Consider the following 26,591-nt stretch of genomic DNA (forward strand, 5'->3'; position numbering starts at 1 on the left):
CGCAAGCCGACTGAGACGTGCTCAGCCCTGGCGGATGATGGTATCGGCCTCACGGGCCTCTTTTTCGGCGACCTTGTCTCGAATCAGACGTTCCAGGTCATCGACGAGCGTGTCGTTGGTCAGCTTGCTGGCCGGCTTGCCGTCCAGATAGACCAGATTCGCCGGGCTGCCGCCGGTCAGACCGACATCGGTCTCCTTGGCTTCACCGGGGCCGTTGACGACACAGCCGATCACCGAGACGTTCAGCGGCGTCAGCACGTCCTCGAGGCGATTCTCCAGCTCGTTCATGGTCTTGATGACGTCGAAGTTCTGACGTGAGCAGCTGGGGCAGGCAATGAAGTTGATGCCCTTGGCACGCAGCTTGAGACTCTTGAGCATGTCGAAGCCGACCTTGATCTCCTCGACCGGGTCCGCGGCCAGCGAGACACGAATGGTGTCGCCGATGCCGTCCATCAGCAGCATACCGAGGCCGATGGAGGATTTCACGGTACCGGAACGCAGACCGCCGGCTTCGGTGATCCCCAGGTGCAGCGGCTGTTCGATGCGCGTGGCCAGATCGCGATAGGCGGCGACGGCCATGAAGATGTCGCTGGCCTTGACGCTGACCTTGTATTCCTGGAAATCAAGGCGATCGAGGTGATCGATGTGGCGCATGGCGGATTCGACCAGCGCGGCCGGCGTCGGTTCGCCGTATTTCTTCTGGAGGTCCTTTTCCAGGGAGCCTGCGTTGACGCCGATGCGGATCGGGATACCGTTGTCACGTGCGGCACTGACCACGGCACGCACACGGTCTTCACGGCCGATGTTGCCCGGGTTGATGCGCAGGCAATCCACGCCGAGCTCGGCGACGCGCAGGGCGATCTTGTAGTCGAAGTGGATATCGGCCACCAGCGGGATGTTGCTCTGCTGCTTGATGCGACCGAAGGCTTCAGCGGCATCCATGTCCGGCACGCTGACACGCACGATATCGGCACCGGCATCCTCGAGGCGCTTGATCTGCGCGACGGTGGCGGCGACATCGTTGGTGTCGGTATTGGTCATGCTCTGCACGGAAATCGGTGCATCGCCGCCGACGGCGACGTTGCCGACATGAATCTTGCGCGAGACGCGGCGCTTGATGGGGGAGTGACTATGCATGGGATTCCGGATCATTCACCGAGTGTGAGTTTGGCGACGGTGCCGCGTGTGGCGCTTTTCAGATCAACCGGCTCGTTCATGTATTCAAGGACGACGCCCGCAGATTTGCCGATGGTGAGCTTGAAAGGCGGCTTGCCTTCCAGCGTCTTGCTGCTGCCTGGCGGGTTGGTGCCGTAAAGCAGTTTCTTGCCATCAGCATCACGGATATCGGTCCAGGAATCCGTATTGAAGGTCAGTGTCAGCTTGCGCGGGTCAGCGGCAGGGGCAGGGGCGGTAGCTTCCTGTACCGCTTGCGGTTCTGTCGTGTCCTCTGCGCCGGCAGCCGCGGTGTCGCTTGCGGTGTCCGCCGCGAGGCTGGCATCCGCCGGCGTGGTGCCGGTTTCGCTGACGTCGCCGCCAGTCGTGGCCGGAGTCGCCCCGGGTGTCGTCGCGACGGATTCGCCGGCGCTGGCCTCCCCGGCATCGTCAGTGGCAGGCGCTGCTGCCGTCTGGGAGAGGGTCAGCTCGATCGAGCCATCGGCATTGACGACCGGTGAGCCATCGTCGGTCGCGCCTTCGCTGAGGGGGGCGGCGTCGGACGTCTCTGACGGTGAGGTGCGTCCATAGTCTCCACTCTGCCACCAGACGTAGCTGAGGCCGATCAGTCCGGCGATGACCAGCAGGCTGACGAGTCGAAACAGGTACTTGCCCAGCTTGCCGGGCGGGCGCACCGAGGGGCTCATCGCAGGAGGATGGCGCTCCACCTCGGTGGTGCCGAACTGGGCATTGTACTGGCCGACGACCGCTTTCTCATCCATGCCCAGCAAGCGGGCATAGGCGCGCAGGTAACCGCGGCGGTAGGCCGCGATGGGGATCTGGTCGTAGTGGTCGCGTTCCAGGTCATCGACCAGACTGGGGCGCAGGTTGAGCTGTGTTGCCACTTCATCACGTGACAGCCCCTGATGCTCCCGCTCAGCCTTGAGAAGCTTGCCAGGCAGTGTGTCGCTGACGGACATGTCAGGGGAGGGCTGATGTTCGCTCATGGCGCATCCTTGTAGGGAAGAACGGACGACCGGATACCTGTCCGGGTACTCTTCCGGTATTGCTGTGAACAGTTACTGTAAACAACTGCTGTGAACGATGGTCGTGAAAACGGGTGACTGCCAACAGGAGTGACCATCCGCTCCGGCTGTCGAGCTGACATGCCACGACGGTGACGTGACCTCGTCGGCGATGGCAAGCCGTCATGCCATGTTGACGTCGGCACTATACCAAGGCCGGGCCAGAATTTTCACCGGCATTTCGGTCTTCCGGTGCCTCAACGAAGCAACCTGTCGCCGAGTGACGCCCGGTGAGCCGGGCGCGCAGGGCGTTTCCCGCGTCACGCCACGCCCGAGCCCCGGTTTCATGGTGTGCGGATGACCGCGCGTCCGGCCTCGCGTGTTCTGATCTGCTCCAGCTGTCGGCCGTAGAGGTCCGCCAGACGTGCATCACCGCGTGCCACGGCGACATCCACGGCCAGTTCCAGACTGTCACTGTCGGTGCCGTTCAGTCGGAAATATCGGCTCAGCGCCTGCTGGGCAGCGTCATCGTCACCGGCTTCATGTTCCATGCGCGCCTTGGCGAGCCACGCCTCGGCTTCCCGCGGGTTGATCTTGACGGCACGATCGAAGTTCGCCCGTGCCTCGCTCGTCTTGCCCAGCTGCAGCTGACAGCGCCCCAGGTTGGTGTAGAGCTGGCCGCGGTTATCATAGGTCAGATCCTGCGTGGCTTTTTCCAGCTGCTCGCAGGCGGCGACGTATTCCCCGCGCGAGTACAGGAATGCCGCATAGTTGTTGCGTGCCCGCGTGAACGAGGGGTCACTGGCGATGGACTGCTTGAAGTAGTCATCTGCCAGCACGTTCTCGCCCTGACGCTGATAGATCATCGCCAGCCCGGCCTTGGCTTCGGCATTCCCCTGCTGCAGCTTGAGTGCCTTCTGGAAGGCATTGTCCGCGCGTTGCAACTGATTACGACTCAGATAGGCCTCGCCAAGTTCCACATAGGCCGTCGATGCCTTGTTGTCATCGGGGGCCGCGTAAGGGTCATTGGTTTCCACGCGCGTCGCGCAGCCCGACAGGGTCAGGCCGGCAAGACTCAGGCACAGCAGCATGCCGCGAACTCGCGCCGTGGCGCCGCGGCGGGAAAAGCGATGAAGTGGCAGACGACTCGACATGCAATCCTCGCGAGATAAGGCTCGTGATCTGCCTGCGGGCGAGGATCGCTGCAGGCAACAGAAGCGCCTCCATCAAAGCGCTGCACTCCAGACAAGTCAAGGCGGGTTTGTCAGGCAGGGCGGTGGGGGTCGTCACAGTCGCGCGGCAGGCATCCCCATGGGCCATTTGCGGCTTCCCCGCGCGAAAACGCCAGCCATGAAAAGCTCATGGCTGGCGCTGGGAGTCACCGTGGTGGCCTCAGGTATCTGGCCCCGACAAGTGCTCTGGCTCAGTCGGCGTCGAGCTGGATGGCGTTGATGTAACGCTCGGCGCGACGGGTGCGGTCCTTGACCTGACCGACCAGCTGGCCACAGGCGGCGTCGATGTCATCGCCACGTGTCGCGCGCACCGGGGCGGTGTAGCCCAGCTCATAGAGACGCTGCTGGAAGCGCATCACCTGATTGCGTGACGGCTTCTCGTAACCGGAATGCGGGAACGGGTTGAACGGGATCAGGTTGATCTTGCACGGCAGCTCGTCGAGCAGCGCGGCCAGTTCCTCGGCGTGCTGGATCTGGTCGTTGACGTCCTTGATCAGGGTGTACTCGATGGTGACGATACGCGCGTCGTCACACTTGGCCAGGTAGCGATGGCAGGAGTCGAGCAGCGCGCGGATGTTCCACTTGCGGTTGATCGGCACCAGCACGTTGCGCAGTTCATCGTTGGCCGCGTGCAGCGAGATCGCCAGGCTGACGTCCATCTCGTCGCCGAGCTGGTCCAGCTTGGGCACCACACCGGAGGTGGAGAGGGTGACGCGACGCTTGGACAGGCCATAGGCGTTGTCGTCCAGCATCAGCTTCATTGCCGGCACGACGTTGTCGTAGTTCATCAGCGGCTCGCCCATGCCCATCATCACCACGTTGGTGACTGGACGCTTGCGGGTGTCCTTGCGGTCTTCGGCGCCACGGGTGGCGACCCACACCTGGCCGATGATCTCGGCGGCGGTCAGGTCACGCTCGAAGCCCTGCTTGCCGGTGGAGCAGAAGCTGCAGTCCAGCGAGCAGCCGACCTGGGAAGACACGCACAGGGTGCGACGATTGCCGTTCTCGGACGGAATCAGCACGGTCTCGACATAGCTGCCGTCGCTGACTTCCAGTACCCACTTGCGGGTACCGTCCTTGGACTCGCCTTCATAGACGATGCCCGGCGCGCGAATCTCGGCGACCTGCTTGAGGCGTTCGCGCAGGGGCTTGGCGAGATTGGTCATCTCGTCGAAGCTGTCGACGCCTTCCTGGTGAATCCATTTCATCACCTGGGTGGCGCGGAATTTCTTCTCGCCGATGCTCTCGAAGAAGGCTTCCATCGCCGGGCGCGGCAGGCCAAGCAGGTTGGTGAGCTTCACGTCGGCAGGTGCCGCGGCATCGGTAGCGGTTGCAGTGGTATCAGTCATGGTCTCGGGCCGGTCGTGTCAGGGATGGGCAGGCGTCAGCCACAAGGATAGACGTCTGCAGGGTGGCGCTGTCAGCGGAGGTGGCGATGAATCGCGGACCTCAATGGACACTCGCAGTCAGGCAATGGGCAGGGAATGGCCGCACGGCACTGGCGGAGGTAGCTGCAGGGCTTCAAGAAAAGCGTATCGGACCTGCTCAAGCGTCGAATCTGCTTCAGGGAATGCAGGTTGGCGCACGACGCTTCAGCACGTCCGATACCACGACGGCCCCGCCACGCAGGCAGGGCCGTCGAGTCATGCACGGCTGGTGATATCACGCCCGCAAGGGACAGACATCATCAGGCGCACAAGGCGAAATCAACCGCGCGGGCAGATTTCGTTGTCGCCGAAGAAGTAGGCGATTTCGCGAGCAGCGGATTCCGGCGCGTCAGAACCGTGAACGGCGTTGGCGTCGATGGAAGTGGCGAAGTCTGCACGGATGGTGCCAGCTTCTGCTTCCTTCGGGTTGGTAGCGCCCATCAGGTCGCGGTTCTTTGTGATGGCGTCTTCGCCTTCCAGCACCTGGATCATGACCGGGCCGGAGGTCATGAAGCCGACCAGCTCACCGAAGAAGCCACGTTCGCTGTGCTCAGCGTAGAAGCCTTCGGCCTGTTCCTTGGACAGGTGAACCATCTTGGAAGCGACGATCTGCAGACCGGCCTTCTCGAAGCGAGAGTAGATCTCGCCGATCACGTTCTTGGCGACGGCGTCCGGCTTGATGATGGACAGAGTACGCTGGGTCATGGTGAATCTCCTGAGACAAGCTTTGAAGAGCCGCACGGCCTGGGGCCTTGCGGCGGAAAAAGGGCTCTGTCGACGCAGGGCTCGACAAAAGTGGGCGGCATTATAGCTGCTCGCGTCATCCACTGCATCCATCATGCGGATACTGGATGACGCGCGGATGGCAGGCGTCTTGTCTGCAATGACGCTCTACGCGCTGAGCCAGCTCTATACGCTGATGCTGGATCTACACGCTGAGCCAGGTCTACACGCTGAGCCAGGTCTACACGCTGAAGCTCTCGCCACAACCACACTCGTCCTTGACGTTGGGGTTGTTGAAGCGGAAGTAGCGGTTCAGACCGTCCTTGACGTAGTCCACTTCGGAGCCGTCGAGCACGGCCAGCGCTTCGCTGTCGACATAGACAGTCGCGCCGTGATCGACGAAGACGACATCTTCCTCGTTGGCCTCATCGGCGAAGTCGAGCACGTAGCTGTAGCCGGAGCAGCCGCTGGGCTTGACCGAGACGCGCAGGCCAAGGCCGTGGCCGCGCTCGGCCAGCACGACACGGATCTGGTCGGCGGCGGAGGGGGAAATCGACAGGTGTGCCATGAGCAGTCTCCCGGGTCAGGCGCGCAGCGAGGTCAGGGCATGCCTGAGCTCGCCGAGCGCGGATTCAATGTCGGCGGCGGTGGTGAAGCGTCCGAAGCTGAAGCGCAGTGACGCCAGCGCCAGTGGACGGGGCACCCCGATGCCGGTGAGTACGAAGGACGGTTCGACACTGGCGGAATTGCAGGCCGAACCGGTGGAAATCGCGATGCCGCGCAGTGCCATCAGCATCGCCTCACCGTCCACGCCTTCGAAGGCGAGGTTGAGGATGCCGGGGGCGCTGACGTCTATATCGGTATTGAAATGCACGCCTTCAAGGCCGGATAGTCCGGCGACGAATTGCTGGCGCAGCGCGATCAGGTGCTGGTGGTCGGCATCGAACTGTTCGGCGCACAGGCGGTAGGCCTCGCCCATGCCGACGATCTGATGGGTGGGCAGGGTGCCGGAGCGCATGCCGCGCTCATGCCCGCCGCCGTGGATCAGGGCCTCTACCTTGATCTGCGGCTGACGTCGCACGTACAGCGCGCCAACCCCCTTGGGGCCGTAGGCCTTGTGCGCGGACAGCGACAGCATGTCGATGGGCTGTCGGCTGACATCGAGCTGCACCTTGCCGGGAGCCTGGGCGGCATCGACATGGAAGGCCGCGCCATGCGAGCGGGCGATATCGCCGAGGGCATCGAGATCATTCAGGCTGCCCAGCTCATTGTTCACTGCCATCAGCGATACCAGGATCGTGTCGGCGCGCAGAGCGTCACGCAGGCTCTGGGGGCTGATGCGGCCATCCGGCTGCGGTGCGATACGCGTGACCTCGAAGCCCTCGGCTTCCAGCGCACTGGCGGTATCCAGAATCGCCTTGTGCTCGATGGTCGAGGTGATCAGGTGACGCCCACGCTCGGCATTGGCGCGCATGTAGCCGGTCAGCGCCAGGTTGTCGGCTTCGGTGGCACCGCTGGTCCAGACGATCTCGCGCGGGTCGGCGCCGATGGCGTCGGCTACCTGACGACGCGCGCCCTCGACCGCCTGCTCGGCCAGCCAGCCCGGCATGTGACTGCGCGAGGCCGGGTTGGCGAAGGTGCCGTCCTGCGTCAGGTGACGCATCATCAGCTCGGCGACGCGTGGGTCGACGGGCGTGGTGGCAGCATAGTCAAGGTAGATCGGCTGGGACATGGTGACTTCCTGAAGACATGACGAACGGGTTCAGCTGCCGGGCATGACGGTGATCGGTGTCGGCTCGCAGGCCTTGCGCTGACGACTGGCAATCTGGCGAACCTCCTCACGTGCGACAAGGTCCGCCAGGCTGATGCCGTCGAGAAAGCCATGGATCTCATCGGACAGGTCACACCACAGATGGTGCGTGAGGCAGGTGTCGCCTGCCTGACAGTCCGAGAGTCCCTGGCAGCGGGTGGCATCCACCGATTCATTCACGGCATCGATGATGCGCGCCACGGAGGTGCTTTCCAGCTCGACGTCCAGCAAGTAGCCGCCACCCGGGCCGCGTACGCTCTTGACCAGCCCGGCACGGCGCAGGCGAGCGAACAGCTGCTCGAGATAGGACAGGGAAATGCCTTGGCGCACGGAGATGTCGGCAAGGCAGGTCGGACCACAACTGGCATGAAGCGCCAGATCGAGCATCGCGGTGACGGCGTAGCGTCCCTTGGTGGTCAGGCGCATGGCGGAACTCGTGAGCTGGTGGAGCGAATGGCATCGGCGACAGGGCCGCAGTGTCGGCGCCGTCTGCAGGCAGACGGCGCATCAGACTGTCCATTATGGTGAGACGCGGCGAGGGGGTCAATCCCGACTGATTTGGTCAACTTTATCCGTGCTGGCGCTCGGACTCGCCATGACCGGAGGCGCTGGGTGTGGCGTCGGCTTCGCGGGTGACCGGCCGGGCCTGCGGACGCTTGTCCGCGGGCTCACCACCACAGGGGCCCAGCTCATCGATCAGCTGCGCGAAATCGGCATCGTCCAGCTCGGGAAGGTGGCCGGCGCGATAGCTGGCATCCAGCTTGCGCAGCGTGCCGCACATCTGTTCGATCCGCTTGTCCACCGCATGCATGTGATCGAGCATCGCGTGCATGGAGCGCGCGACCGGGTCGGGCATGTCCTGGCCCATGCCGTAGGCATCGAAGCCGAACTTCTCCTTCATGGCTTCGCGGCTTTCCGGATCGACGGGCGGCTCCTCCGCCACGTCCGGTTCGGCGCGCTTGACGATCTTGCCGGGAATCCCGACCACGGTGGCACCGGCCGGGACTTCGCGTGTGACCACGGCGTTGGAGCCGACCTTGGCCCCGGCGCCGACCGTGAACGGGCCGAGAATCTTGGCGCCGGCCCCGACGATGACGCCATCGCCGAGGGTCGGGTGACGCTTGCCGGCATTCCAGGTGGTGCCGCCGAGGGTGACGCCGTGATAGAGGGTCACGTCATCACCGATCAGCGCCGTCTCGCCGATCACGACGCCCATGCCGTGGTCGATGAAGAAGCGGCGTCCGATGGTGGCACCGGGATGGATCTCGATGCCCGTCAGCCAGCGCATCAGGGTCGAACCGGTGCGCGCCAGCCACTTGGCGTTGTGACGCCACAACCAATGATTGATGCGATGCGCCAGCAGGGCGTGCAGACCCGGATAGTTGGTCAGGACTTCAAAGAAATTGCGTGCCGCCGGGTCGCGAGCAAAGACGCTGTTGATGTCTTCACGCAGTCGAGTGAACATGGCGTGTCCTCAAAGAGTGCGGTTTGCCGCGTCGGTCTGTGCCAGGCGGACCTGCTTGTCGACTGACGAGAGAATCCCGCGCAGGATGTTGATTTCCATGCTGTCGGGGCGGGCGCGCAGGTACAGTCTGCGCAGGCGTGCCATCAGCTGGCGCGGTTGTTCCGGGTCCAGGAAATCGATGCTGATCAGCGTCTTTTCCAGATGCTCGAACAGGCGCTCGAGGTCTGCGTGGCTGGCCAACGGACTGTCCCAGTCGATGCCGAATGGCTGGTCATCCTCGGCCCGCGGGGTCTCGCCGGCGGCTTCCTGATCAGCCAGCCATGCCTGGCGGCACTCGTAGGCCAGCACCTGCACGGCCGCGGCCAGATTCAGCGAGCTGAAGTCCGGATTGGTCGGGATGTGGACGTGACGATGGCAGCGCTGCAGCTCTTCATTGGAGAGCCCGGAATCCTCGCGCCCGAACACGATGGCCACGCGGGCCTCCGGCAGGCGGGTCTCATCGGCCAGGGTGGCGCCGAAGGCGCGCGGCGTGATCATCGGCCATGGCAGATTGCGGGAGCGTGCGCTGCACCCGACCACCAGACTGCAGTCCGCCACGGCCTCTTCCAGCGTCTCATGCACGTGGGCATTGGCGACCAGAGTATCGGCGCCGGAGGCGCGTGAGGCGGACTCCTGACATTGCACCTGACAGCGCGGCGCGACCAGAGCGAGGTCGGCCAGACCCATGTTGAGCATGGCGCGGGCTGCACCACCGATGTTGCCGGGATGGCTGGTACCGATCAGGACAATGCGCAGACGTTCAAGCATGAGGACTTCCAGGATAGCGATTGAAGGGCGGGGCAATCGACGCGGCCCGGACACCGGGCAGGGCGGGACGTGCGTCAGGACCCGATATCCTAGCATGAAGCCGGCGCGGGGAGCAGTCAGGCGCTGACCGATAAGGCCGGCTCTCTTCGCCGAAGGTCGGGGATGGCGATGGCAGCCGGGCGTCGCATCTGCTAGACTTCGCCGTCCTGTTGTAGCGTATTCGCTCTCCTGCATTGCTGACCCCCGTGTCCGGCAGGTGCCATGAGCGTGGCCGTTGCACCCGCTGGCAGATTCCCGGGCCAGCCGCCTTACTGCGTTACACACCGTTCTTTAACAGCTTCCGACTCGTCAAGGCCTTGATCATGCATCCGATGGTCCAATTTGCGCTGCGTGCTGCACGCGGCGCCGCAGAGCAGTTCGTCCGTGTTCGTGAACGTATCGAAGTCGCGCGCAACGACAACGATCTCGATACCTTCATCGCTGACACCGCACGCCGCGCCGAAGCGCACATCGTGCGTCAGCTGGAACGCGGCTATCCGCAGCACGGCCTCTCCGGCCGTTACACCGACCATCGTGATGGCGAAGGCCAAGGCGCTGACTACCACTGGCGCATCGAGCCGGTGCACGGGTATTCCAACCTCGCATCCGCCTCTTCCGGCTTCGCGCTGTCCGTGGTCTGCCTGTTCAAGGGGCGTGCCGAGCACGCCGTGGTCATCGCGCCGTTCACCGACGAAGAGTACATCGTCAGCCGTGGTCGTGGCGCCCAGCATTCCGGCCACCGTATCCGCGTGACCAATGCCACCTCCATCGAAGGTGCGCGTCTGGCGATGGGTCTGCCGGAAAGCTGGCAGCGTCCGCGTCATCTGGCCACCTACCTGTCCATCGTCCAGCAGGTCGGCCCGCAGCTCGATACCCTGCGTGCCAATGGCTGTGCACTGCTGGATGTGCTCGAACTGGCCGCCGGCCGTGTCGATGCCGTCTACGTGCTGGGTCTGGAAGCCGGTGACAGCGAGATCGTCAGCCTGTTCCTGAAGGAATGTGGCGCACTGGCCGGCAGCGCCGACGGTACGCCGGTTGTCGTGGCGGAAGGCACGCTGATGGCCGCGGGTGCTCGCCTGTACAAGGCGCTGGCGCAGACCATGCAGCCGCACCTGTAAGATGCCGTGATTCGCTGTCCTGCCAGCCGCAGGGCGACGCGGAGAACGAAAAAAACCCCACCTCATGCGAGGTGGGGTTTTTTTGTGCCTGGCGATCCGTGCCGGGCGGTCGAGCGAGGCGCTTACGGCGCGCCGTCCTCGAACTGCTCCTTGGGCGGGGGAATCAGATCCACGCGCTTCAGGCCGACCACCAGCAACAGCGCCGCTGCCACGTAGATGGACGAGAAGGTCCCCGCGACCACGCCGATGATCAGTGCGATGGCGAAGTTGTGGATCATGTCGCCGCCCAGGAAGAACAGCGCCAGCAGCACCAGCAAGGTGGTGCCGGAGGTGGACAGCGTACGTGACAGCGTCGCGTTGATCGCGTCATTGAAGATCGACGGCATGTCATCGGTACGCGATTTGCGAATGTTCTCGCGAATGCGGTCGTAGACGATGATGGTGTCGTTCAATGAGTAGCCGATCACGGCCAGCACCGCGGCCAGTACCGTCAGGTCGAAGTCGAGTCCGAACAGGGCGAAGATGCCCAGCAGGATGATGACGTCGTGACCCAGCGAGATGAGGGCGCCGAGGGCGAACTTGTACTGGAAGCGGAAGGCCACGTAGACCATCACCACGGCCAGGGCGAGCAGCATGCCGAGACCGGACTGGTCACGCAGCTGATCACCGACCTGAGCACCGACGAACTCGGCACGGATCAGGTTGACGCTATCGCCGGTGGCCTGCAGGTGCGCCACGATGTCATTGCCGATGCCGGCCTCGAAGCTCTGCTGCAGACGCACCAGAATCTCGTTGCTGGCACCGAAGGTCTGGACCGAGACGTCCTTGTAGCCGGCGGCTTCCAGTGTCTGGCGTACGCTGTCCAGCGCCGGCGCCGCCTGGTATTGCACTTCCACCAGGGTGCCACCGGTAAAGTCGAGGCCCAGGTTCAGGCCGTGAATCACAAGGGCGCCAATGGCCACGATCGTCAGCACGATGGAGACGATGAAGGCCGCGCGCCGCTTGCTCATGAAGTCAAACTGTCGCATCACGATGGCCCCTCAGATCCAGAGTTTCTTGAGTGTCTTGCCGCCAATGGCAAGATTGATGATGCCGCGCGAGACCATGATCGCCGTGAACATTGACGTCAGGATGCCGATGGACAGCGTGACCGCGAAGCCCTTGACCGGGCCACTGCCGATGGAGAACAGGATCACCGCGACCAGCAGGGTGGTGATGTTCGCATCGACGATGGAGGTGAAGGCGCGTTCGAAGCCGGTATGCACGGCCTGGTGCAGCGGCATCTTGGAGCGCATTTCCTCGCGGATACGCTCGAAGATCAGCACGTTGGCATCCACCGCCATGCCCAGCGTCAGCACGATACCGGCAATGCCCGGCAAGGTCAGGGTAGCGCCCAGCATCGACATCGCGGCGATCAGGATCGCCAGGTTGGCGGTCAGGGCCACGTTGGCGACGACACCGAAGGCCTTGTAGCGGGCCAGCATGAACAGCACGACCAGCAGCAGGCCCAGCTCGACGGACAGGATGCCGCGCGAGATGTTCTCGGCACCCAGGCTCGGGCCGATGGTGCGTTCCTGCACGAAGTAGATCGGCGCGGCCAGCGAGCCGGAACGCAGCAGCAGCGACAGCTCCTTCGCCTCGGTCGGGGAATCCAGACCGGTGATGCGGAAGCTGTTGCCCAGCGCGCTCTGGATGGTCGCCAGACTGATCAGGCCCTTCTCGGTGTAGGGGATGCGCTTCTCGACTTCCTCGCCATCCTCCATCACGGTGCGCGTGCGTGTCTTGTGCTCGATGAACAGCACCGCCATGTTGCGGCCGATGGCAGCACGCGTGACGCGGTTCATGATCGAGCCACCGGTGCCATCCAGGTTGATGTTGACCTGCGGACGGCCACTTTCATCGAAGCTGGTGCTGGCGCTGGAGACACTGTCACCGCTGATGATCACGTCCTTCATGATGTTGGCGGTGCGCCCCGGCTGGTTGCGGAAGGCGAAGGTTTCCATCTCGCTGGAGGGCGTGTCGCTGGCCGCTTCGAGACGGAACTCGAGGTTGGCGGTGGCACCCAGTACGCGCTTGGCAGCGGCCGTGTCCTGCACGCCCGGCAGCTCGACCACGATGCGGTTCGGGCCCTGACGCTGCACCAGCGGCTCGGAGACGCCCAGCTCGTTGACGCGATTGCGGATCGTGGTCAGGTTCTGATTGACCGCGTAATCCTGAATCTCCTTGATGGCGGCGGTCGTCAGAGTGAGATCCAGTACGGCCCCACGATCGACATCGCGCTCATCGTATTCGAAGTTCTGGAAGTCGCGCGAGACCAGTGAACGTGCCTTCGAGCGGTCTTCGTCGTCGGAGAAGGTCAGGCTCAGCGTGCCATCGTTGACCTCACTGCCGCGGTAGCGGATACGCTCCTCGCGCAGGGTTTCCTTGATGGCGCTGGCGTTGACTTCCAGGCGTTGCTTGACCGCGGCGTCCATGTCGACTTCCAGCTGGAAGTGGACCCCGCCGCGCAGATCAAGCCCCAGCTTCATCGGCGAGGCGCCGAGACTGGAAAGCCAGGACGGCGTGGCATCAGCCAGATTCAGCGCGACGATGGCGTCATCGCCAAGGGTGTCGCTGATCAGTTCCTTGGCACGCAGCTGCTGGTCGTTGCTGGTGAGGCGAATCAGGCCGGTGGAACCATTGAGTTCCTCGGATTTGGGCGTGATGCCGGCGTTTTCGAGGGCGCTGGTGGCGCGATCGAGATCTTGCTGGTCGATGGCATCGGCGCCGCTGGCGGCACTGATCTGCACGGCCGGGTCTTCGGGGTAGAGATTCGGCAATGCGTAGATCACGCCGACGGCAAGTACCAGGCAGATCACCAGGTACTTCCAAAGCGGATAGCGGTTGAGCATGGCAGCCCTGTCCTTGGTGGAGCGGGAGAGAAATAGCATGCTGCCGGCACAGGGGCCGGCAGCAGGAGGGAGATCAGATGGACTTGATGGTGCCCTTCGGCAGGACCGCAGCCACGGCGGACTTCTGCACGTTGACTTCGTTGCCTTCGTTCAGCTCCATGGTGATGAACTGCTCGCTGACCTTGGTGATGCGGCCGACCAGGCCACCACCGATGACGATCTCGTCACCCTTGGCCAGGTTGCTGATCAGGTTCTTGTGTTCCTTGGCGCGCTTGGACTGCGGACGCCAGAGCAGGAAATAGAAAATGACCACGAAGCCGACCAGCATGACGATCTGGCCGATGGCGCCGCCGCCGGCGACAGCCGCTTCGGCTTCCGCGTGTGCGGCAGGAATCAGGAATTCCAGCATGTGTATCTCCAGAGGTTACGAGTGAACTGTTGTTATGCAATGAGCGTGATTCGAGCGCTGCTTCACGCCTGTCTCGAGTCAGATACCAAGGCGACCGGAGCGGGTTGCTCTCCGGTCGCGCTTCGATTCGATCAGTCGGCCAGCGGCGGCACCGGCAGGCCGCGCGCGGCATAGAACTGTTCCACGAAGTCCTGCAATGTACCCGCTTCAATTGCACCGCGCAAACCAGCCATCACGGTCTGGTAGTAGCGCAGATTGTGGATGGTGTTGAGCATGGAACCGAGCATTTCTCCACAGCGATCAAGGTGATGCAGGTAGCCGCGTGAGAAGTTGGTGCAGGTGTAGCAATCGCAGTCCGGGTCCAGCGGTGACGTATCGTGCTTGTGGACGGCATTGCGGATCTTGACCGTACCGGTCGGCGTGAACAGGTGGCCGTTGCGCGCGTTGCGGGTCGGCATCACGCAATCGAACATGTCGACACCACGGCGCACGCCTTCCACGAGATCCTCCGGCTTGCCGACACCCATCAGGTAGCGCGGCTTGTCCTCCGGCATCCACTCGGGAAGGTAGTCGAGCACCTTGATCATCTCGTCCTTGGGTTCGCCCACGGACAGGCCACCGATGGCGTAGCCATCGAAGTCGATCTTCTTCAGGCCCTCGAGGGATTTCTCGCGCAGGTCCGGATACATGCCGCCCTGGATGATGCCGAACAGTGCCGAGGGGGAATCGCCATGGGCATCGCGGGAGCGCTGGGCCCAGCGCAGTGACATCTCCATCGACTTGCGGGCTTCGTCATGTGTGGCCGGATACGGCGTGCACTCATCGAAGATCATCACGATGTCGGACCCCAGCGAGCGCTGGACGGCCATCGACTCTTCCGGGCCCATGAAGACCTTGGAGCCATCCACCGGTGAGCGGAAGTGAACGCCCTGTTCGGTAATCTTGCGCGTCTTGCCCAGCGAGAAGACCTGGAAGCCGCCGGAATCGGTCAGGATCGGCTTGTCCCATTGCGCGAAATCATGCAGGTCACCATGCGCTTCGATGACTTCCGTGCCCGGGCGCAGCCACAGGTGGAAGGTGTTGCCGAGGATGATCTCGGCGCCGATCTCCTTGATGGATTCCGGTGTCATGCCCTTCACGGTGCCGTAGGTACCGACCGGCATGAAGGCCGGGGTTTCCACCGTGCCGCGCGGGAAGGTCATGCGGCCGCGTCGCGCGCGACCATCGGTGGCGAGCTTCTCAAAGCTCATGAAGCATTCTTTGCGCATGGTTCTCTCTAAGGCTTGGCGGCGAAACAGGCCGCAGCGGGTGTGGGGCTAGCGTAAGCCACGTCGTGTTAACTGCGCATGACGTGGCTCATGTGATGAGGTAACGCTCGGGTCAGGCGCGTTCCAGCAGCATGGCATCGCCATAGCTGAAGAACTGGTAGCGCTCCTGCACGGCAGCCTGGTAGGCGGCCATGGTGTGCTCGTAGCCGGCGAAGGCCGAGACCAGCATCAGCAGGGTCGATTCCGGCAGATGGAAGTTGGTGATCAACAGATCCACCACCTGCCATTCATAACCGGGGTAGATGAAGATGTCGGTGTCACCGGAGTAAGGTGCCAGCTCGCCACCGTGGGCCTTGGCAGCACTTTCAAGGCAGCGCACGCTGGTGGTGCCGACAGCGACCACGCGACGGCCGGCCGCACGAGCACGCGCAATCGTGTCACAGGCTTCCTGACCGACCTCGATCCACTCGCTGTGCATGTGGTGCTCGAGAATGCTGTCGACACGCACCGGCTGGAAGGTGCCGGCACCGACGTGCAGGGTGACGAAGGCGGTCTCGATGCCTTTCTCGGCCATGGCGGCCATGATCGGCTCATCGAAGTGCAGGCCAGCCGTCGGTGCGGCCACGGCGCCATCGCGCCTGGCATAGACCGTCTGGTAGCGCTCGCGGTCCGACAGCTCGTCATCGCGGGTGATATAGGGCGGCAACGGCATGTGACCATGCTGGTTGAGCAGCTCGATCATCGGCGTCTCGCCGTGGAAGCGCAGCTCGAACAGCGCGTCCTGCCGGCCTTCGACCACGGCGGTGATGCCGCCTTCGAAGATCAGCTCGGTGCCCGGCTTCGGCGACTTGCTGGAGCGAATGTGCGCCAGACCACGGTGTGCATCCAGCGGACGCTCCAGCAGCATCTCGATCTTGCCGCCGGAGGCCTTCTGGCCGTGCAGGCGCGCGGGGATCACGCGGGTGTCATTGAAGACCACGACATCGCCGGGTTCCAGCTGCTCGAGCAGGTCAGGAAAGTGGCGATGCACGATCTCGCCGCTCTTGCCGTCCAGGTGCAGCAGACGGCAATCACTGCGCTGCTCGGAAGGGTAGCGGGCAATCAGCTCATCCGGCAGACTGAAATCATAATCACTGCGCTGGAGCGGGCGCTCGGAAGCGGAGGGGGCAACGCCAGAGGCATCGCCGGAATCGATTCGTGACATGGCCAACGGAAACTCTGGTGGCACGGCGCGCAGAAGGCGCTCCGCTGCAATGGAGATACCCTGCTCGCAGGCGTTCATGCCGTTAGCGCGTCTGTCTGTCTGCCCGCTCTCGAGCGGCAGTGGTCAGGGGCGATACGCAGGATGGACTGGCGAGCCTGGGCAGGCGAAAAAGGTGGCTCATGATACCGAATGGCATGGCTCCCGCGAAGTCCCGTTTTCGAACGACCTGTCCCGCTCAGTGCGTGAATCCGTCGCTGGGATGCGTTGCATGTGTCTGATCTGGCGTGAAAACTCGTTGACCTCGGCGTAGGCTTCCGTATAATTTCGCTCCATTGCCGGTGTGGCGGAATTGGTAGACGCAGCGGATTCAAAATCCGCCGCTTAATAGGCGTGTCGGTTCGAGTCCGACCACCGGCACCATCTTGAAAACAGTCGCTCACGAGCGGCTGTTTGCGTTTCTGGCCTTCGCCTCAGATTCATTGCTCTCAACTTCATTGCCTTGTGATCCCAGAGCACTCTTCTTTCTATTTCCTCTCTCCTCTCTGTCCTTTCTTCGCGCTCTTGCCAGATGATGGTCAGGGTGTCTGAGGCATAAAAAAAGCCCCGACCGGATGTCGGGGCTTTCTTGTCTCTGGCGCATCTGCCGGCGATTCACGCCTGATGTGGAACGCTCTTGACGCGTCGGTAGATGCTGTTGCTTGCGAGGGAAGGGTCAAGGAGTGCAATGCGCGTGCTCTGTATCGCGAGTTCCTGGCGCAGGGTAGACCACATGCCGATGAACTCGCGGCAATCTTGGCAGTTCACGAGATGGTCGGCGGATGGTGCATGGTATTGATAGTCCATCTTGAGGCCGGAGCATACCGGACAACACAGAGCCGCTCGAGCTTTCCCTTTCATTTCTCCTCTCCCTCTCAGCATTCGACTGAATTCGGTGAGGTTCAGCGTAGTGGTCTCATTTCCTTGAGTTCGCGAGCTTGCCAGTCATCAAGATTCGTAAGCCCACCAGCTCAGGCTTACGGATCTTTCTGGCCGCGTGGCATAGCCCCCACACTCGCGAGTCATCCTCTGACAGGGCCTTTCCCTGGCTGCACTTGCCTGTGCACTTAGCCCATCACTACGCTGAACTCGCCGCTCTCCCTGAGCAGCGATTAAGAAATTACTGATTATTGAAAACTTGTACAAGAGTTAATTTGTTGCACAAGTTTTCAGGTATGTAAGATCGTGTACTTCAAGATAGTCTCATATCAAGATGTTCTCATGTAATGTGGCGTTCGATCGTTCTGATTCGCTGGCGACGCTGTCCGGCGCGCTTGATGGTTCACGTCATGTGCAAGACCAATGTCGCCTACATGACATGGTGATGTCGCTGCCGGGCCAGTCTGACGCTTGGTACAATCGGGCGTATCCGCTGGAGCTGCAGAGGGGAAGGCTGAACACGGAAAGCGCTCTCATCCCGTCAGCCGTCGCGGGCAGGGGATTCAGAACCTGTACTGAACTTGAATGGAACTCGCGTGATGCTCGAGGGGCGCCTGGCGGCGAACCGCTGTTCAAGCATCGCTTTCACGAACTGCCATGGAACATGGAAAGACTGTCATGCATTGGATGCCACTGAATCTGTGGTTGTCACTGGTTGCGCTGTGCGCCATGGGGGCGATGTCGCCCGGGCCGAGTCTGGCGATGGTGCTTCGCCACACGCTGGGAGGTGGCAGAAGTGCGGGAGTCGCCGCCGGTATCAGCCATGCATTGGGGGTCGGGTTGTATGCCGCGCTCACCGCCTGGGGACTTGGTGCCTTGATCGTTCATTATCCGGGCATGTTCCAGGCGATCATGATTCTGGGGGCGGCCTATCTGGCCTGGTTGGGCGTCAAGGCATTGCGGGCGGGCCGTGGCGGGGCGCTTGAGGCTCAGGCCGTCACCACATCCCGTTCCATGGCGATTCGCGATGGCTTCATGGTGGCGCTGGCCAATCCCAAGCTGATCCTGTTCTTCGTGGCGCTGCTCAGTCAGCTGATCACGCCGGAGATGAGCGAGATGGGCAAGTGGCTGGTGGTCGTGACGGCGATGGGCATCGACGGTGCCTGGTATGTGTTGGTGGCGATGGTACTGTCGCACTCTCGGGTGCTGCCCTGGCTTCAGGCGCGGGCGGTATGGATCAATCGCCTGACCGGTATCGTGTTGCTGGCGTTGGCGCTGCGGGTCGTATGGGGTGTCTGACCGGCGCATGCCGGGAGTGACATGCGCCGTTGAGGAATGAGATTGCGTGGTAGAAGACGGCGGCCCTGACAGGTGATGTCAGGGCCGCGTTGCGTTGCAGGGGGTGGCTGGTGGAGCCGGAAGATCACGGAGTGAAGATGTCGGAGTAATCCTTCACGGGAACCCTGATCTGCTGATCCGGACGTGCCTGAAAGTGTAGGGTCACGGGAATTTCATCGCCTGACGAGATGGGCTGAGTCAGCCCAGTCAGCATCAGATGGGGCCCACCTCCCGGCCGCATCTTCAGTGGGGACTTGGGGGAGAGGTGCAGGTGCCCCAGCTGGCGCATGTGCATCCGGCCTTCGCGCATCTGCATCTCGTGCAGCTCGATGCTCTGCGCCACGGGAGAGCTGGCGCCTGTCAGCGTGACCTTGCCTCGGGGGAGCGAGAGCGTGATATAGAGTGCAGCGGTCGTCGCGCTCGGAGGCGTCGGTAGTGCGAAGGCATCTTCCAGCACGGGATTTTCCAGCATGGGGTCTGTCGCCACGGGGGGCGTCGCGGCGCTTGCATCGGTGCGCATCCACAGGATGCCGCTCATGGCGATTGCCAGCATCAGGTTCGCGCGTGGGAGTCGTGTCACGTGGTGTCGTCTCCTTGGCCTTTCATGGCAGTACCCGTGCCAACAGATGGCGGGGTGACATGCCCGGCGGCAGCCCATGTACGCCAGTGGCGCCGGGGATGTCGGTGCCTGCCAGTCGTGTGGCGCAGAAGGCCTCGGCCACGTCGGCAGGGGCATGGCGAATCAGCAGGGCAGCCTGCCATAGCACGGCCAGTGACTGGACCAGTTGCCGGGCTCGGGCTTCCTCGGCGTGATGAAGGAGGTTGCCGCGTTCGAAGATGGCCAGTGCGGCGTCATAGCGAGGACTCTGCCCCCGGGCGTCCCTGAGCTCGCTGAGCAGCGCCTCGCCTGCGTCGGGGTGACGGGCCAGAGTGCGCAGGACATCCAGACACAGCACGTTTCCAGAACCTTCCCAGATGGCGTTGACAGGGGCTTCGCGATACAGGCGCGCTGTCAGGTGTTCCTCTATGTAGCCATTGCCGCCCAGGCATTCCATGGCCTCTGCCAGCAGTGCCGGTGCACGACGATTGTGCCAGTACTTGGCGATCGCCGGCGCAAGGCGGGCCAGGGGGCGCGCATCCGGTTCCTGAGTGGCGTCATCGAACTGTCGCGCAATGCGCAGACACAGTGCGATGCCGGCTTCGACTTCCAGTGCGATGTCTGCCAGCACCTGCTGCATCAAAGGTTGACTGGCCAGCGGCTTGCCGAAGGCATGACGTTGCTGGCAGTGGTGCAGTGCCTCGACCAGTGCCTGGCGCATCAGTGCCACCGGCGCGGTGGCAGCATCCAGTCGGGTCTGGTGGACCATCTCGAGAATGGTGGTGATGCCACGTCCCGGCTCACCAAGGCGCTGCCCTCGCGCATCGACCAGCCGGACTTCGCTTGAGGCGTTGGCGCGATTGCCGCACTTGTCCTTGAGGCGTTGCAGTTGCAGGCCATTGTGGCTGCCATCCTCCCGTCGCCTCGGTACCACGAAGCAGGTCAGCCCTTCCTCGAGCTGCGCCAGAGTCAGAAAGGCATCTGACATCGGGGCACTCATGAACCACTTGTGACCGTTGAGGCGATAGCCTTCACCCTCAGCGTGTGCCTGTGTCAGGTTGCTACGGACGTCGCTGCCGCCCTGACGTTCCGTCATGGCCATGCCGAAGGTCGCGCAGTGCTTGTCGCGAGGGGCACAGGTTCTCGGGTCGTGGCTGCGGGCCCGCAGGCGAGGGCCCCAGAAGGCGGCCAGAGATTCATCCTGACGCAGCGCGGGCCAGGCGGCATGGGTCATGGTGATCGGGCAGCAGAAAGCGGGTTCGGCCTGGGTGAGCAGGTAAAGGGCGGCGACATGGGCCTGATGTCCTCCGCAGCCTTCCGCCTCCCAGGCGACACTGTGCCAGCCACCTTCCAGGGCGATGCGCATCAGCCGGTGATAGTCGGGGTGATACTCGACGTCATCCCGCCGCCGCCCTTGTGGGTCATGGGTGTGGAGGACCGGCGGATGCGCATTGACGGCAAACCCCATCGCGCGGGTCTCTAGCGTGCCCACCTGCGCCCCGAGGTCGGCCAGGCGAGTGAGCAGGTCCGCCGAGAGCCCAGGCGCGTGACAGCGCAGCGCCTCACGCAAGGGGAGGTCATCGACGAAGGCATGGCGCAGCGGTGGTGCCGATTGATTGAGCACCTCATCGCGCCATGGAGCAGGCCGCTCCTCTTCACGAGAGTGCTCAGTCGAGGACGCAGGCAGCGAGTCGGGCATCGTGGGGTCCTGTCATGAGAGGTATGCCTTGAGCGTAGAACACCTGCGGCCTGCTGGCGGAGTGGAAGGCAGCTGCGTCGCATTCTGCTACCGTGGGGGCATCAGTCGGTGCGTGGCATCGCGACGATCAGCACAGGGAAAGGACAGGGTACGGTGATCCAGGACGAAATCATTCAATTGGTTGATGCACGCAATCGCCCATGCGGTACGGCTCCTCGTCGCCAGATGCGACGTTATCGCTACTGGCATCGAGCGACCTATGCCTTCGTGCTCAATGCCAGTGGAGAGCTGTGCATCCAGAAACGCACCATGAGCAAGGAAGTCTTTCCGGGGTATTTCGACCTCGCCAGCGGAGGTGTGGTCGGCGCGGGCGAAGCGGTCCACGTGGCCGCACGACGCGAGCTGGAGGAGGAGATCGGTGCCCGGGGCGTCGCGCTCAGACATTGCTTCGATTTCTGCTATCGCGATGCCACCAATCATGTCTATGGCAGCGCCTACCTCGCACGTTATGACGGTCCCTTGACGCTTCAGGCCGAGGAGGTGGCTGACGCCTTCTGGGTGACACCGCAACAGGCGCTGGAATTGCATCCTTCAACGCCGGACAGCCGTATGGCGCTTGAACGCCTCATTCGTGAGGGCTTTCTCGTCTCTGCCATGGAAGAGTAGGCAATGATGGCCTGTCGGCGGCGCGCCATGTCCCTGCGCGCGCCTGCATGTGCTTTTTCTGTCCCACTCTCCCTACCACTCTCTGTGCTGGAGTCTGCGCATGAATGCCAAGGTATCGCCCCAACAGCTGGAAGAGGTGGAGGTTGCACTGTCGAGCGTGCTGGCGGGCAAGCCGCATCAGATCCGGCTCGCTCTGTGCTGCCTGCTGTGTCAGGGCCACGTGCTGATCGAGGATCTGCCCGGGCTTGGCAAGACGACGCTGGCCCAGGGGCTGGCGCGTCTGATCGGCACCGACATGCAGCGCGTCCAGTTCACCAGTGATCTGCTGCCCGCCGACATTCTCGGCGTGTCGGTCTTCGACCCTCGTGAGAGCGCCTTCCATTTCCATCCGGGCCCCGTCTTTCACTCGCTGGTGCTGGCGGATGAGATCAATCGTGCCACGCCCAAGACCCAGAGTGCGCTGCTGGAGGCCATGGAAGAGCGACAGGTGACCGTGGAGGGCGAGACGCGTCGTCTGCCGGAGCCTTTCTTCGTCATCGCCACTCAGAACCCGCTTCAGCAATCCGGTACCTTCCCGTTGCCTGAGTCCCAGCTGGATCGCTTTCTGATGCGTCTGTCGCTTGGGTATCCAGAGCCTGCGGCTGAGCGAGAGATACTGAGAGGCAATGCCGGTCGCCAGCACATCGAGGCGCTGCGTCCCCTGTTGCCGCTCGAGGTACTGCGTGAGTGGCAGGCATCCGTGACGCGCGTGCGTCTCTCTGAACCGCTGCTGGATTACCTGCAGGCACTGGTCGCTGCCACACGGTCGTCGCCGGAAGTGCCTTACGGCCTGTCGACGCGAGGCGTGCTGGCATTGGCCAACGCCTCGCGTGGCTGGGCGTTGCTCGCGGGGCGTGACTACGTGCTGCCAGAGGATGTCCAGGCCGTCTGGGCGCCGGTGGTCGGCCATCGCCTGAGCGAGGGCAGTGTCGCGGAGGGAGATGCCGTGGCTCGCCATCTGCTGGGGCAGGTGGCGGTGGTGCCTGCATGACACGAGCGGCCAGTGTCGGACCATGGGGCCGACTCAAGGCGCGCATGTTGCGCAGGATGTCCATCGCCGGCGGTGAGGCGCTCCATCATGCCCGTCTGATGATCCTGCCCACGCCCTTCGGCCTGTTCTGGGCGGTGCTGGTGTGCATGCTGCTGCTGCTGGGGATCAACTACGAGAATTCCCTCGCGCATGCGCTCGCATTCTGGTTGTTCTCGCTGGCGGTGATCAGCATCTTTCGAAGCTGGCGCAATCTTGCCGGTGTGCGCGTCCAGTTGATCGCGGATGGCGAGGCCTACGCAGGCGGTGAGTTGCGCCTGCTGGTCCGGCTGAGCGGGCGGGCGCGGGCGCGCGCCATCGATGTGCGTCTCGGGAATAGTCGTCAGCGTCTCGAGATTCATGCCGGAGAGGGCAGTGCGCCTATGGGGCTGCCGGTCGCTCTTCGTGGGCAGTTCACCTTGCCGCCATTGACGCTGGAGTCTCGCTGGCCGCTGGGGCTGGTGCGTCTGTGGTCCTGGGTCGCGATCGAGATGCCGGTGATGATCCACCCCTGTCCGCAGATGCCGGCCGCACCGCAGGGCAGTCGCAATACGCTGGAACAGGTCGAGCAGGGCGACTTCGCCGGCCTGCGTCGCTATGTGGCCGGTGATCCACCGGCGCATGTGGCCTGGAAGCACTGGGGGCGCAGCGGTGAGCTGGTCACCAAGCGTTTCGAGACGCCGGCACGCCCCTCCTTGTGGCTGGACTACGAGGCGTGCCATGGCGACATGGAACAGCGTCTCGGCGAATTGACGGCACGCGTGCTGGCGGCGGAGAAGTCACAGGCGACCTATGGGCTGCGCCTGCCGGGCCAGACGCTGGCCATCGCCAGTGGTGGGGCGCATCGGCGACGCGTACTGGAAGCGTTGGCCTTGTTTGGAGGAGAGACGGTGCTGCCCTGGGAGGTTCAGCAGCAGGCCGTGGCGTCTCGAGAGCTGGCCGGGAGGGCAAAGACATGACGCGAGCACATGGCAATGTCTCTCGCCGCTGGTGGCAACGCAAACCTCTGACGCCTGATCAGGCGCTTGGCTGGCTTGAACTGCGCCACCTGTTCATTGGCCAGTGTCTCGTGCTGGCGCTGCATCTGTTGTGGATGCCGATCTGGCTTGCACTCCCTGCGCTGCTGGCGGCGCTATGGCGGTTTCAGCAATTGCGCGCCCGCGTACCGCGTGCCGGCATTCTGCTGCGGCTGGCGGCGGTATGCCTGGTGGCAGCAGGGCTGTTTCTGGAATACGGGCAGATGTTGCGCCTGGAGGCGATGATCGGCCTGCTGGTGGGAATCTATCTGCTCAAGCTGCTGGAAACTGACAGCCTGCGTGATGGTCGCGTGGTCTGTGGGCTGGGGTTTGTCGTGCTGGCCTCCGCCTTCCTGCATGATCAGGGGCCGGTGATGGCAGCTGCGGCGATTCTGGCCGCTGGCTGGCTGATCGGTGGTCTGGTCCTGATCGCCGGAGCGCGCCGCAGTGGTGAGGCACTGCGTGAGACTTGCTGGTTGATGGGCTTGTCATTGCCGCTGATGCTGGGATTGTTCGTGCTGTTTCCCCGTCTGCCGCCACTCTGGAACGTTCCTCAGCTGGAAGAGGCCACGACCGGTCTGACGGATAGCGTATCGCCCGGTGATATCGCAGCGCTGGGGCGCAGTGACGAGCTGGCTTTCCGAGCCCGTTTCGACGGTGCCTTGCCGGCAGCTTCAGAGCGCTACTGGCGTGTCTATACCTTGAGTCTGTTTGATGGCGTGCGCTGGTCACGTGCCTCCCCTGATAGGCTGCAGAGTGCGTTGGGTGGGCCAGCGTCGCGCTATGCCGTGCGTGGCAGGGGCGTGGATGGCGGGAGCCCCCGGCACCGTTATGAGCTGTTGCTGGAGCCGGACCCGCGCCCTTGGCGGCCAAGCCTCGGCGCTCCGTTGTCGAGTGATCAGGAGGCGCGTTATCTGGTGGACGGCACTCTGGAAGGGATGTCGTCACTCAACACCCGTGCATTGCTGAAATTGAGTTCCTCCGGTCAGCCTCCCTTGGCGGCACCACAATGGATGCAGCGTCTGGATCTGCTGTTGCCTGAGGATGGCAACCTCCGTGCTCGCGCATTCGCTCGTGATCTGATGCATCAGGCGGGTGGAGACCCCCAAGGCTTCCTTCGCCTCCTGTTCCAGCATTTCCATCGTCAGCCTTACCACTACACCCTCACGCCCCCGCGTCTTGAGGGCATGAATCGTGTGGACGATTTCCTGTTTGATAGCCTGCAGGGGTATTGCACGCATTACGCATCGACTACCGTCTTTCTGGCGCGGGCAGCAGGAATCCCGGCGCGCATGGTGGCGGGCTACCTCGGTGGAGAGGCGCAGGGTGGCGCCGCGAGCGGTGAGCGTGAGTTGAGCATTCGGCAGTACGACGCCCATGCCTGGGTCGAGGTGTTCCATGGGGGGCGCTGGCACCGGTTCGACCCGACGGCGGCGGTGGCTCCCGAGCGTATTGCCCAGGGGGCGCTCAGTCTGCAAGGTCAGCCGGGTTTCATGGCAGATGCCGGTCTGCGCGCCTTCACGCTGAATAATTCCATGCTTCGTGATCTGAGGCGTCAGTGGGAGCGTTTCGAGTACCGCTGGCAGCGAAGTGTCGTGGGGTTCCGCCTGGAACAGCAGCGTAGTCTGTGGCAGCGGATGTTCGGCGAGTTTCGCTGGGAGTGGCTGGTCTGGGGGGTACTCGGATTGCTGGCCTGTGTGGTACTGGTAGGGGCGGTGCTGGTGCTCTGGTCTGGCCGTGAGGTGACGACACATGCCGGTGTCAGAGCCTACCGTCGGCTGGCGAAGCGTCTGGAGCGCTCCGGGCTTGGCCCTGGCCCGGGTGAGGCGCCCGGCAGTCACCTGCGGCGTGTCGCACGGCTGCAGCCGGAAAATGTTAAAGAATTGTTACAGTTGTCGGAAGTCGTTGAACAATGGATTTACAATGATGACGCGCAAGAGGGCGCTTCTCATGCCGGCGGCTCGTCTTCTCGTAGCATGCGTCGCCAGTGGTCAGCGTTATGCCGTAAGTTGACATAGGCCACGTTTTCCATCGTGGTGGTGTGTGATTCCTTGTTTTCTGGGTATTTTTCGAGATTAGGTATCTCAGTCTCGTTGCGTGGCACCACTACGGAAAATTGCTAGGTTGCGGTAAGTGTTTTTTGTGTATCAAAATGTAACCATCTGATTTTGTCGATCATGCCATTGCGCCCTTCGCAGCATGATGCAGCACCTTTCCCCAGCAGGAGTAAGTCCCCATGGTTCAGGTCATTCGCACAGAAGGCACAGTACTTGTTGTTTCCGCCACTAACGAGTCGCAGCGTGTCGTCAATGGAATGACGCTTGAACCTACTGCCACCCTGATCGCGCCGCAGGGAGCGATCATCGTGCTGGAAGATGGTTCTCGGTTGGTGGTGCCGCAAGGGGCCCCGATCGGTATCGAGGTACTGCTCGCAGAGTCTCGCGATGACGCACCTGTCGACCCGACGGTAGAAGCATTGCGCGAAGCGATTGCCCGAGGCGAAGACCCGACGGCCATCCAGGAGGCACCGGCAGCGGGGGAAAATGCAGGGTCTCCGGGCAGCAGTCGCAGTGGCTTCCTGGATGCCTCTGGCGTCGGTCGGGATGGCCGTGTCGAGCGCACTTCCTACGAATATGAAGGTGGGTTCACCGATCCCACCTATACCGATGAAGACGAAGATGGCCTCGGGTTGGATCCTGAGTCGACGGAAACCGACCTGGCCT

Annotated in this window: 24 protein-coding genes and 1 tRNA gene; 8 read left to right on the forward strand and 17 right to left on the reverse strand. The window is 63.1% G+C overall.

What is annotated here, in order from left to right; translation table 11 throughout:
* Positions 1-21: 21 nt before the first annotated feature.
* From ispG to trmJ, 10 genes are all read right to left on the reverse strand, one after another.
* On the reverse strand, positions 22-1,137 hold the full coding sequence (ispG, locus tag ACZYGA_RS14540) for a flavodoxin-dependent (E)-4-hydroxy-3-methylbut-2-enyl-diphosphate synthase (RefSeq protein WP_077380065.1): 1,116 nt from the start codon (positions 1,135-1,137) through the stop codon (positions 22-24).
* An 11-nt stretch (positions 1,138-1,148) separates the two neighbouring features.
* Positions 1,149-2,159: a RodZ domain-containing protein gene (locus ACZYGA_RS14545; protein ID WP_417285788.1), complete on the reverse strand. Its 1,011-nt coding sequence runs from the start codon at positions 2,157-2,159 to the stop codon at positions 1,149-1,151.
* Between the two features lie 362 nt (positions 2,160-2,521).
* On the reverse strand, positions 2,522-3,331 hold the full coding sequence (gene pilW / locus ACZYGA_RS14550; protein ID WP_077380061.1) for a type IV pilus biogenesis/stability protein PilW: 810 nt from the start codon (positions 3,329-3,331) through the stop codon (positions 2,522-2,524).
* A 269-nt stretch (positions 3,332-3,600) separates the two neighbouring features.
* Complete coding sequence (rlmN, locus tag ACZYGA_RS14555) at positions 3,601-4,758, reverse strand: dual-specificity RNA methyltransferase RlmN (RefSeq protein ID WP_077380059.1); 1,158 nt, start codon at positions 4,756-4,758, stop codon at positions 3,601-3,603.
* A 357-nt stretch (positions 4,759-5,115) separates the two neighbouring features.
* On the reverse strand, positions 5,116-5,541 hold the full coding sequence (gene ndk, locus ACZYGA_RS14560; protein ID WP_043333812.1) for a nucleoside-diphosphate kinase: 426 nt from the start codon (positions 5,539-5,541) through the stop codon (positions 5,116-5,118).
* A gap of 259 nt (positions 5,542-5,800) precedes the next feature.
* The gene (locus tag ACZYGA_RS14565; protein ID WP_077380057.1) at positions 5,801-6,127 is read right to left on the reverse strand and encodes a HesB/IscA family protein; all 327 of its coding nucleotides are present in this window, start codon (positions 6,125-6,127) and stop codon (positions 5,801-5,803) included.
* A gap of 15 nt (positions 6,128-6,142) precedes the next feature.
* The gene (locus ACZYGA_RS14570) at positions 6,143-7,291 is read right to left on the reverse strand and encodes an aminotransferase class V-fold PLP-dependent enzyme (RefSeq protein WP_271303350.1); all 1,149 of its coding nucleotides are present in this window, start codon (positions 7,289-7,291) and stop codon (positions 6,143-6,145) included.
* A 30-nt stretch (positions 7,292-7,321) separates the two neighbouring features.
* Positions 7,322-7,795: a Fe-S cluster assembly transcriptional regulator IscR gene (gene iscR / locus ACZYGA_RS14575; RefSeq protein ID WP_077380053.1), complete on the reverse strand. Its 474-nt coding sequence runs from the start codon at positions 7,793-7,795 to the stop codon at positions 7,322-7,324.
* A 142-nt stretch (positions 7,796-7,937) separates the two neighbouring features.
* A complete protein-coding gene (gene cysE / locus ACZYGA_RS14580) occupies positions 7,938-8,834 on the reverse strand; it encodes a serine O-acetyltransferase (protein ID WP_077380051.1) in 897 nt (298 codons plus the stop codon).
* Between the two features lie 9 nt (positions 8,835-8,843).
* Positions 8,844-9,641 (reverse strand): tRNA (cytosine(32)/uridine(32)-2'-O)-methyltransferase TrmJ, encoded by a 798-nt coding sequence (gene trmJ, locus ACZYGA_RS14585; RefSeq protein WP_077380049.1) that lies wholly within the window; start codon positions 9,639-9,641, stop codon positions 8,844-8,846.
* A 362-nt stretch (positions 9,642-10,003) separates the two neighbouring features.
* On the opposite strand from trmJ, the gene ACZYGA_RS14590 reads away from it, so the two are divergent.
* Complete coding sequence (locus ACZYGA_RS14590; RefSeq protein WP_077380047.1) at positions 10,004-10,798, forward strand: inositol monophosphatase family protein; 795 nt, start codon at positions 10,004-10,006, stop codon at positions 10,796-10,798.
* Between the two features lie 122 nt (positions 10,799-10,920).
* Here the strand turns inward: ACZYGA_RS14590 and secF are convergent, their stop codons facing one another.
* From secF to queA, 5 genes are all read right to left on the reverse strand, one after another.
* On the reverse strand, positions 10,921-11,826 hold the full coding sequence (gene secF, locus ACZYGA_RS14595; RefSeq protein ID WP_077380045.1) for a protein translocase subunit SecF: 906 nt from the start codon (positions 11,824-11,826) through the stop codon (positions 10,921-10,923).
* A gap of 12 nt (positions 11,827-11,838) precedes the next feature.
* Complete coding sequence (secD, locus tag ACZYGA_RS14600; protein WP_077380043.1) at positions 11,839-13,689, reverse strand: protein translocase subunit SecD; 1,851 nt, start codon at positions 13,687-13,689, stop codon at positions 11,839-11,841.
* Between the two features lie 73 nt (positions 13,690-13,762).
* Positions 13,763-14,098: a preprotein translocase subunit YajC gene (gene yajC, locus ACZYGA_RS14605; protein WP_077380041.1), complete on the reverse strand. Its 336-nt coding sequence runs from the start codon at positions 14,096-14,098 to the stop codon at positions 13,763-13,765.
* 131 nt (positions 14,099-14,229) lie between these two features.
* The gene (tgt, locus tag ACZYGA_RS14610; RefSeq protein WP_127734466.1) at positions 14,230-15,348 is read right to left on the reverse strand and encodes a tRNA guanosine(34) transglycosylase Tgt; all 1,119 of its coding nucleotides are present in this window, start codon (positions 15,346-15,348) and stop codon (positions 14,230-14,232) included.
* 130 nt (positions 15,349-15,478) lie between these two features.
* Positions 15,479-16,570 carry a tRNA preQ1(34) S-adenosylmethionine ribosyltransferase-isomerase QueA gene (queA, locus tag ACZYGA_RS14615; protein WP_077380204.1) on the reverse strand — a complete coding sequence of 364 codons (1,092 nt, stop codon included), beginning with the start codon at positions 16,568-16,570 and terminating at the stop codon, positions 15,479-15,481.
* 334 nt (positions 16,571-16,904) lie between these two features.
* Here queA and ACZYGA_RS14620 point away from each other — a divergent pair.
* Together ACZYGA_RS14620 and ACZYGA_RS14625 are read left to right on the forward strand one after the other, a co-directional pair.
* A tRNA-Leu gene (locus tag ACZYGA_RS14620) sits at positions 16,905-16,990 on the forward strand.
* A gap of 1,182 nt (positions 16,991-18,172) precedes the next feature.
* Entirely contained in the window at positions 18,173-18,784 is a 612-nt protein-coding gene (locus ACZYGA_RS14625) for a LysE family translocator (RefSeq protein ID WP_176494327.1), read from the forward strand.
* 124 nt (positions 18,785-18,908) lie between these two features.
* On the opposite strand, the gene ACZYGA_RS14630 is transcribed toward ACZYGA_RS14625, so the two are convergent.
* Both ACZYGA_RS14630 and ACZYGA_RS14635 read right to left on the reverse strand, forming a co-directional pair.
* Positions 18,909-19,403 (reverse strand): copper chaperone PCu(A)C, encoded by a 495-nt coding sequence (locus tag ACZYGA_RS14630; RefSeq protein WP_417285789.1) that lies wholly within the window; start codon positions 19,401-19,403, stop codon positions 18,909-18,911.
* A gap of 22 nt (positions 19,404-19,425) precedes the next feature.
* Positions 19,426-21,120, reverse strand: coding sequence for an acyl-CoA dehydrogenase family protein (locus ACZYGA_RS14635; RefSeq protein WP_417285790.1), 1,695 nt, complete (start codon positions 21,118-21,120; stop codon positions 19,426-19,428).
* Positions 21,121-21,273: 153 nt separating this feature from the next.
* On the opposite strand from ACZYGA_RS14635, the gene ACZYGA_RS14640 reads away from it, so the two are divergent.
* From ACZYGA_RS14640 to ACZYGA_RS14660, 5 genes are all read left to right on the forward strand, one after another.
* The gene (locus ACZYGA_RS14640) at positions 21,274-21,786 is read left to right on the forward strand and encodes an NUDIX hydrolase (protein WP_254696562.1); all 513 of its coding nucleotides are present in this window, start codon (positions 21,274-21,276) and stop codon (positions 21,784-21,786) included.
* A gap of 100 nt (positions 21,787-21,886) precedes the next feature.
* Positions 21,887-22,816: an AAA family ATPase gene (locus ACZYGA_RS14645; protein WP_077380031.1), complete on the forward strand. Its 930-nt coding sequence runs from the start codon at positions 21,887-21,889 to the stop codon at positions 22,814-22,816.
* A complete protein-coding gene (locus tag ACZYGA_RS14650) occupies positions 22,813-23,811 on the forward strand; it encodes a DUF58 domain-containing protein (RefSeq protein ID WP_077380029.1) in 999 nt (332 codons plus the stop codon). Before ACZYGA_RS14645 ends, ACZYGA_RS14650 begins: the two co-directional genes overlap by 4 nt.
* A complete protein-coding gene (locus ACZYGA_RS14655) occupies positions 23,808-25,886 on the forward strand; it encodes a transglutaminase TgpA family protein (protein WP_417285791.1) in 2,079 nt (692 codons plus the stop codon). The genes ACZYGA_RS14650 and ACZYGA_RS14655 overlap by 4 nt, the downstream gene beginning before the upstream one ends.
* Positions 25,887-26,104: 218 nt before the next feature.
* A partial coding sequence (locus ACZYGA_RS14660) for a retention module-containing protein (RefSeq protein WP_479399455.1) occupies positions 26,105-26,591 on the forward strand: 487 nt, incomplete at its 3' end.

Source organism: Cobetia sp. BL01 (assembly GCF_056493605.1).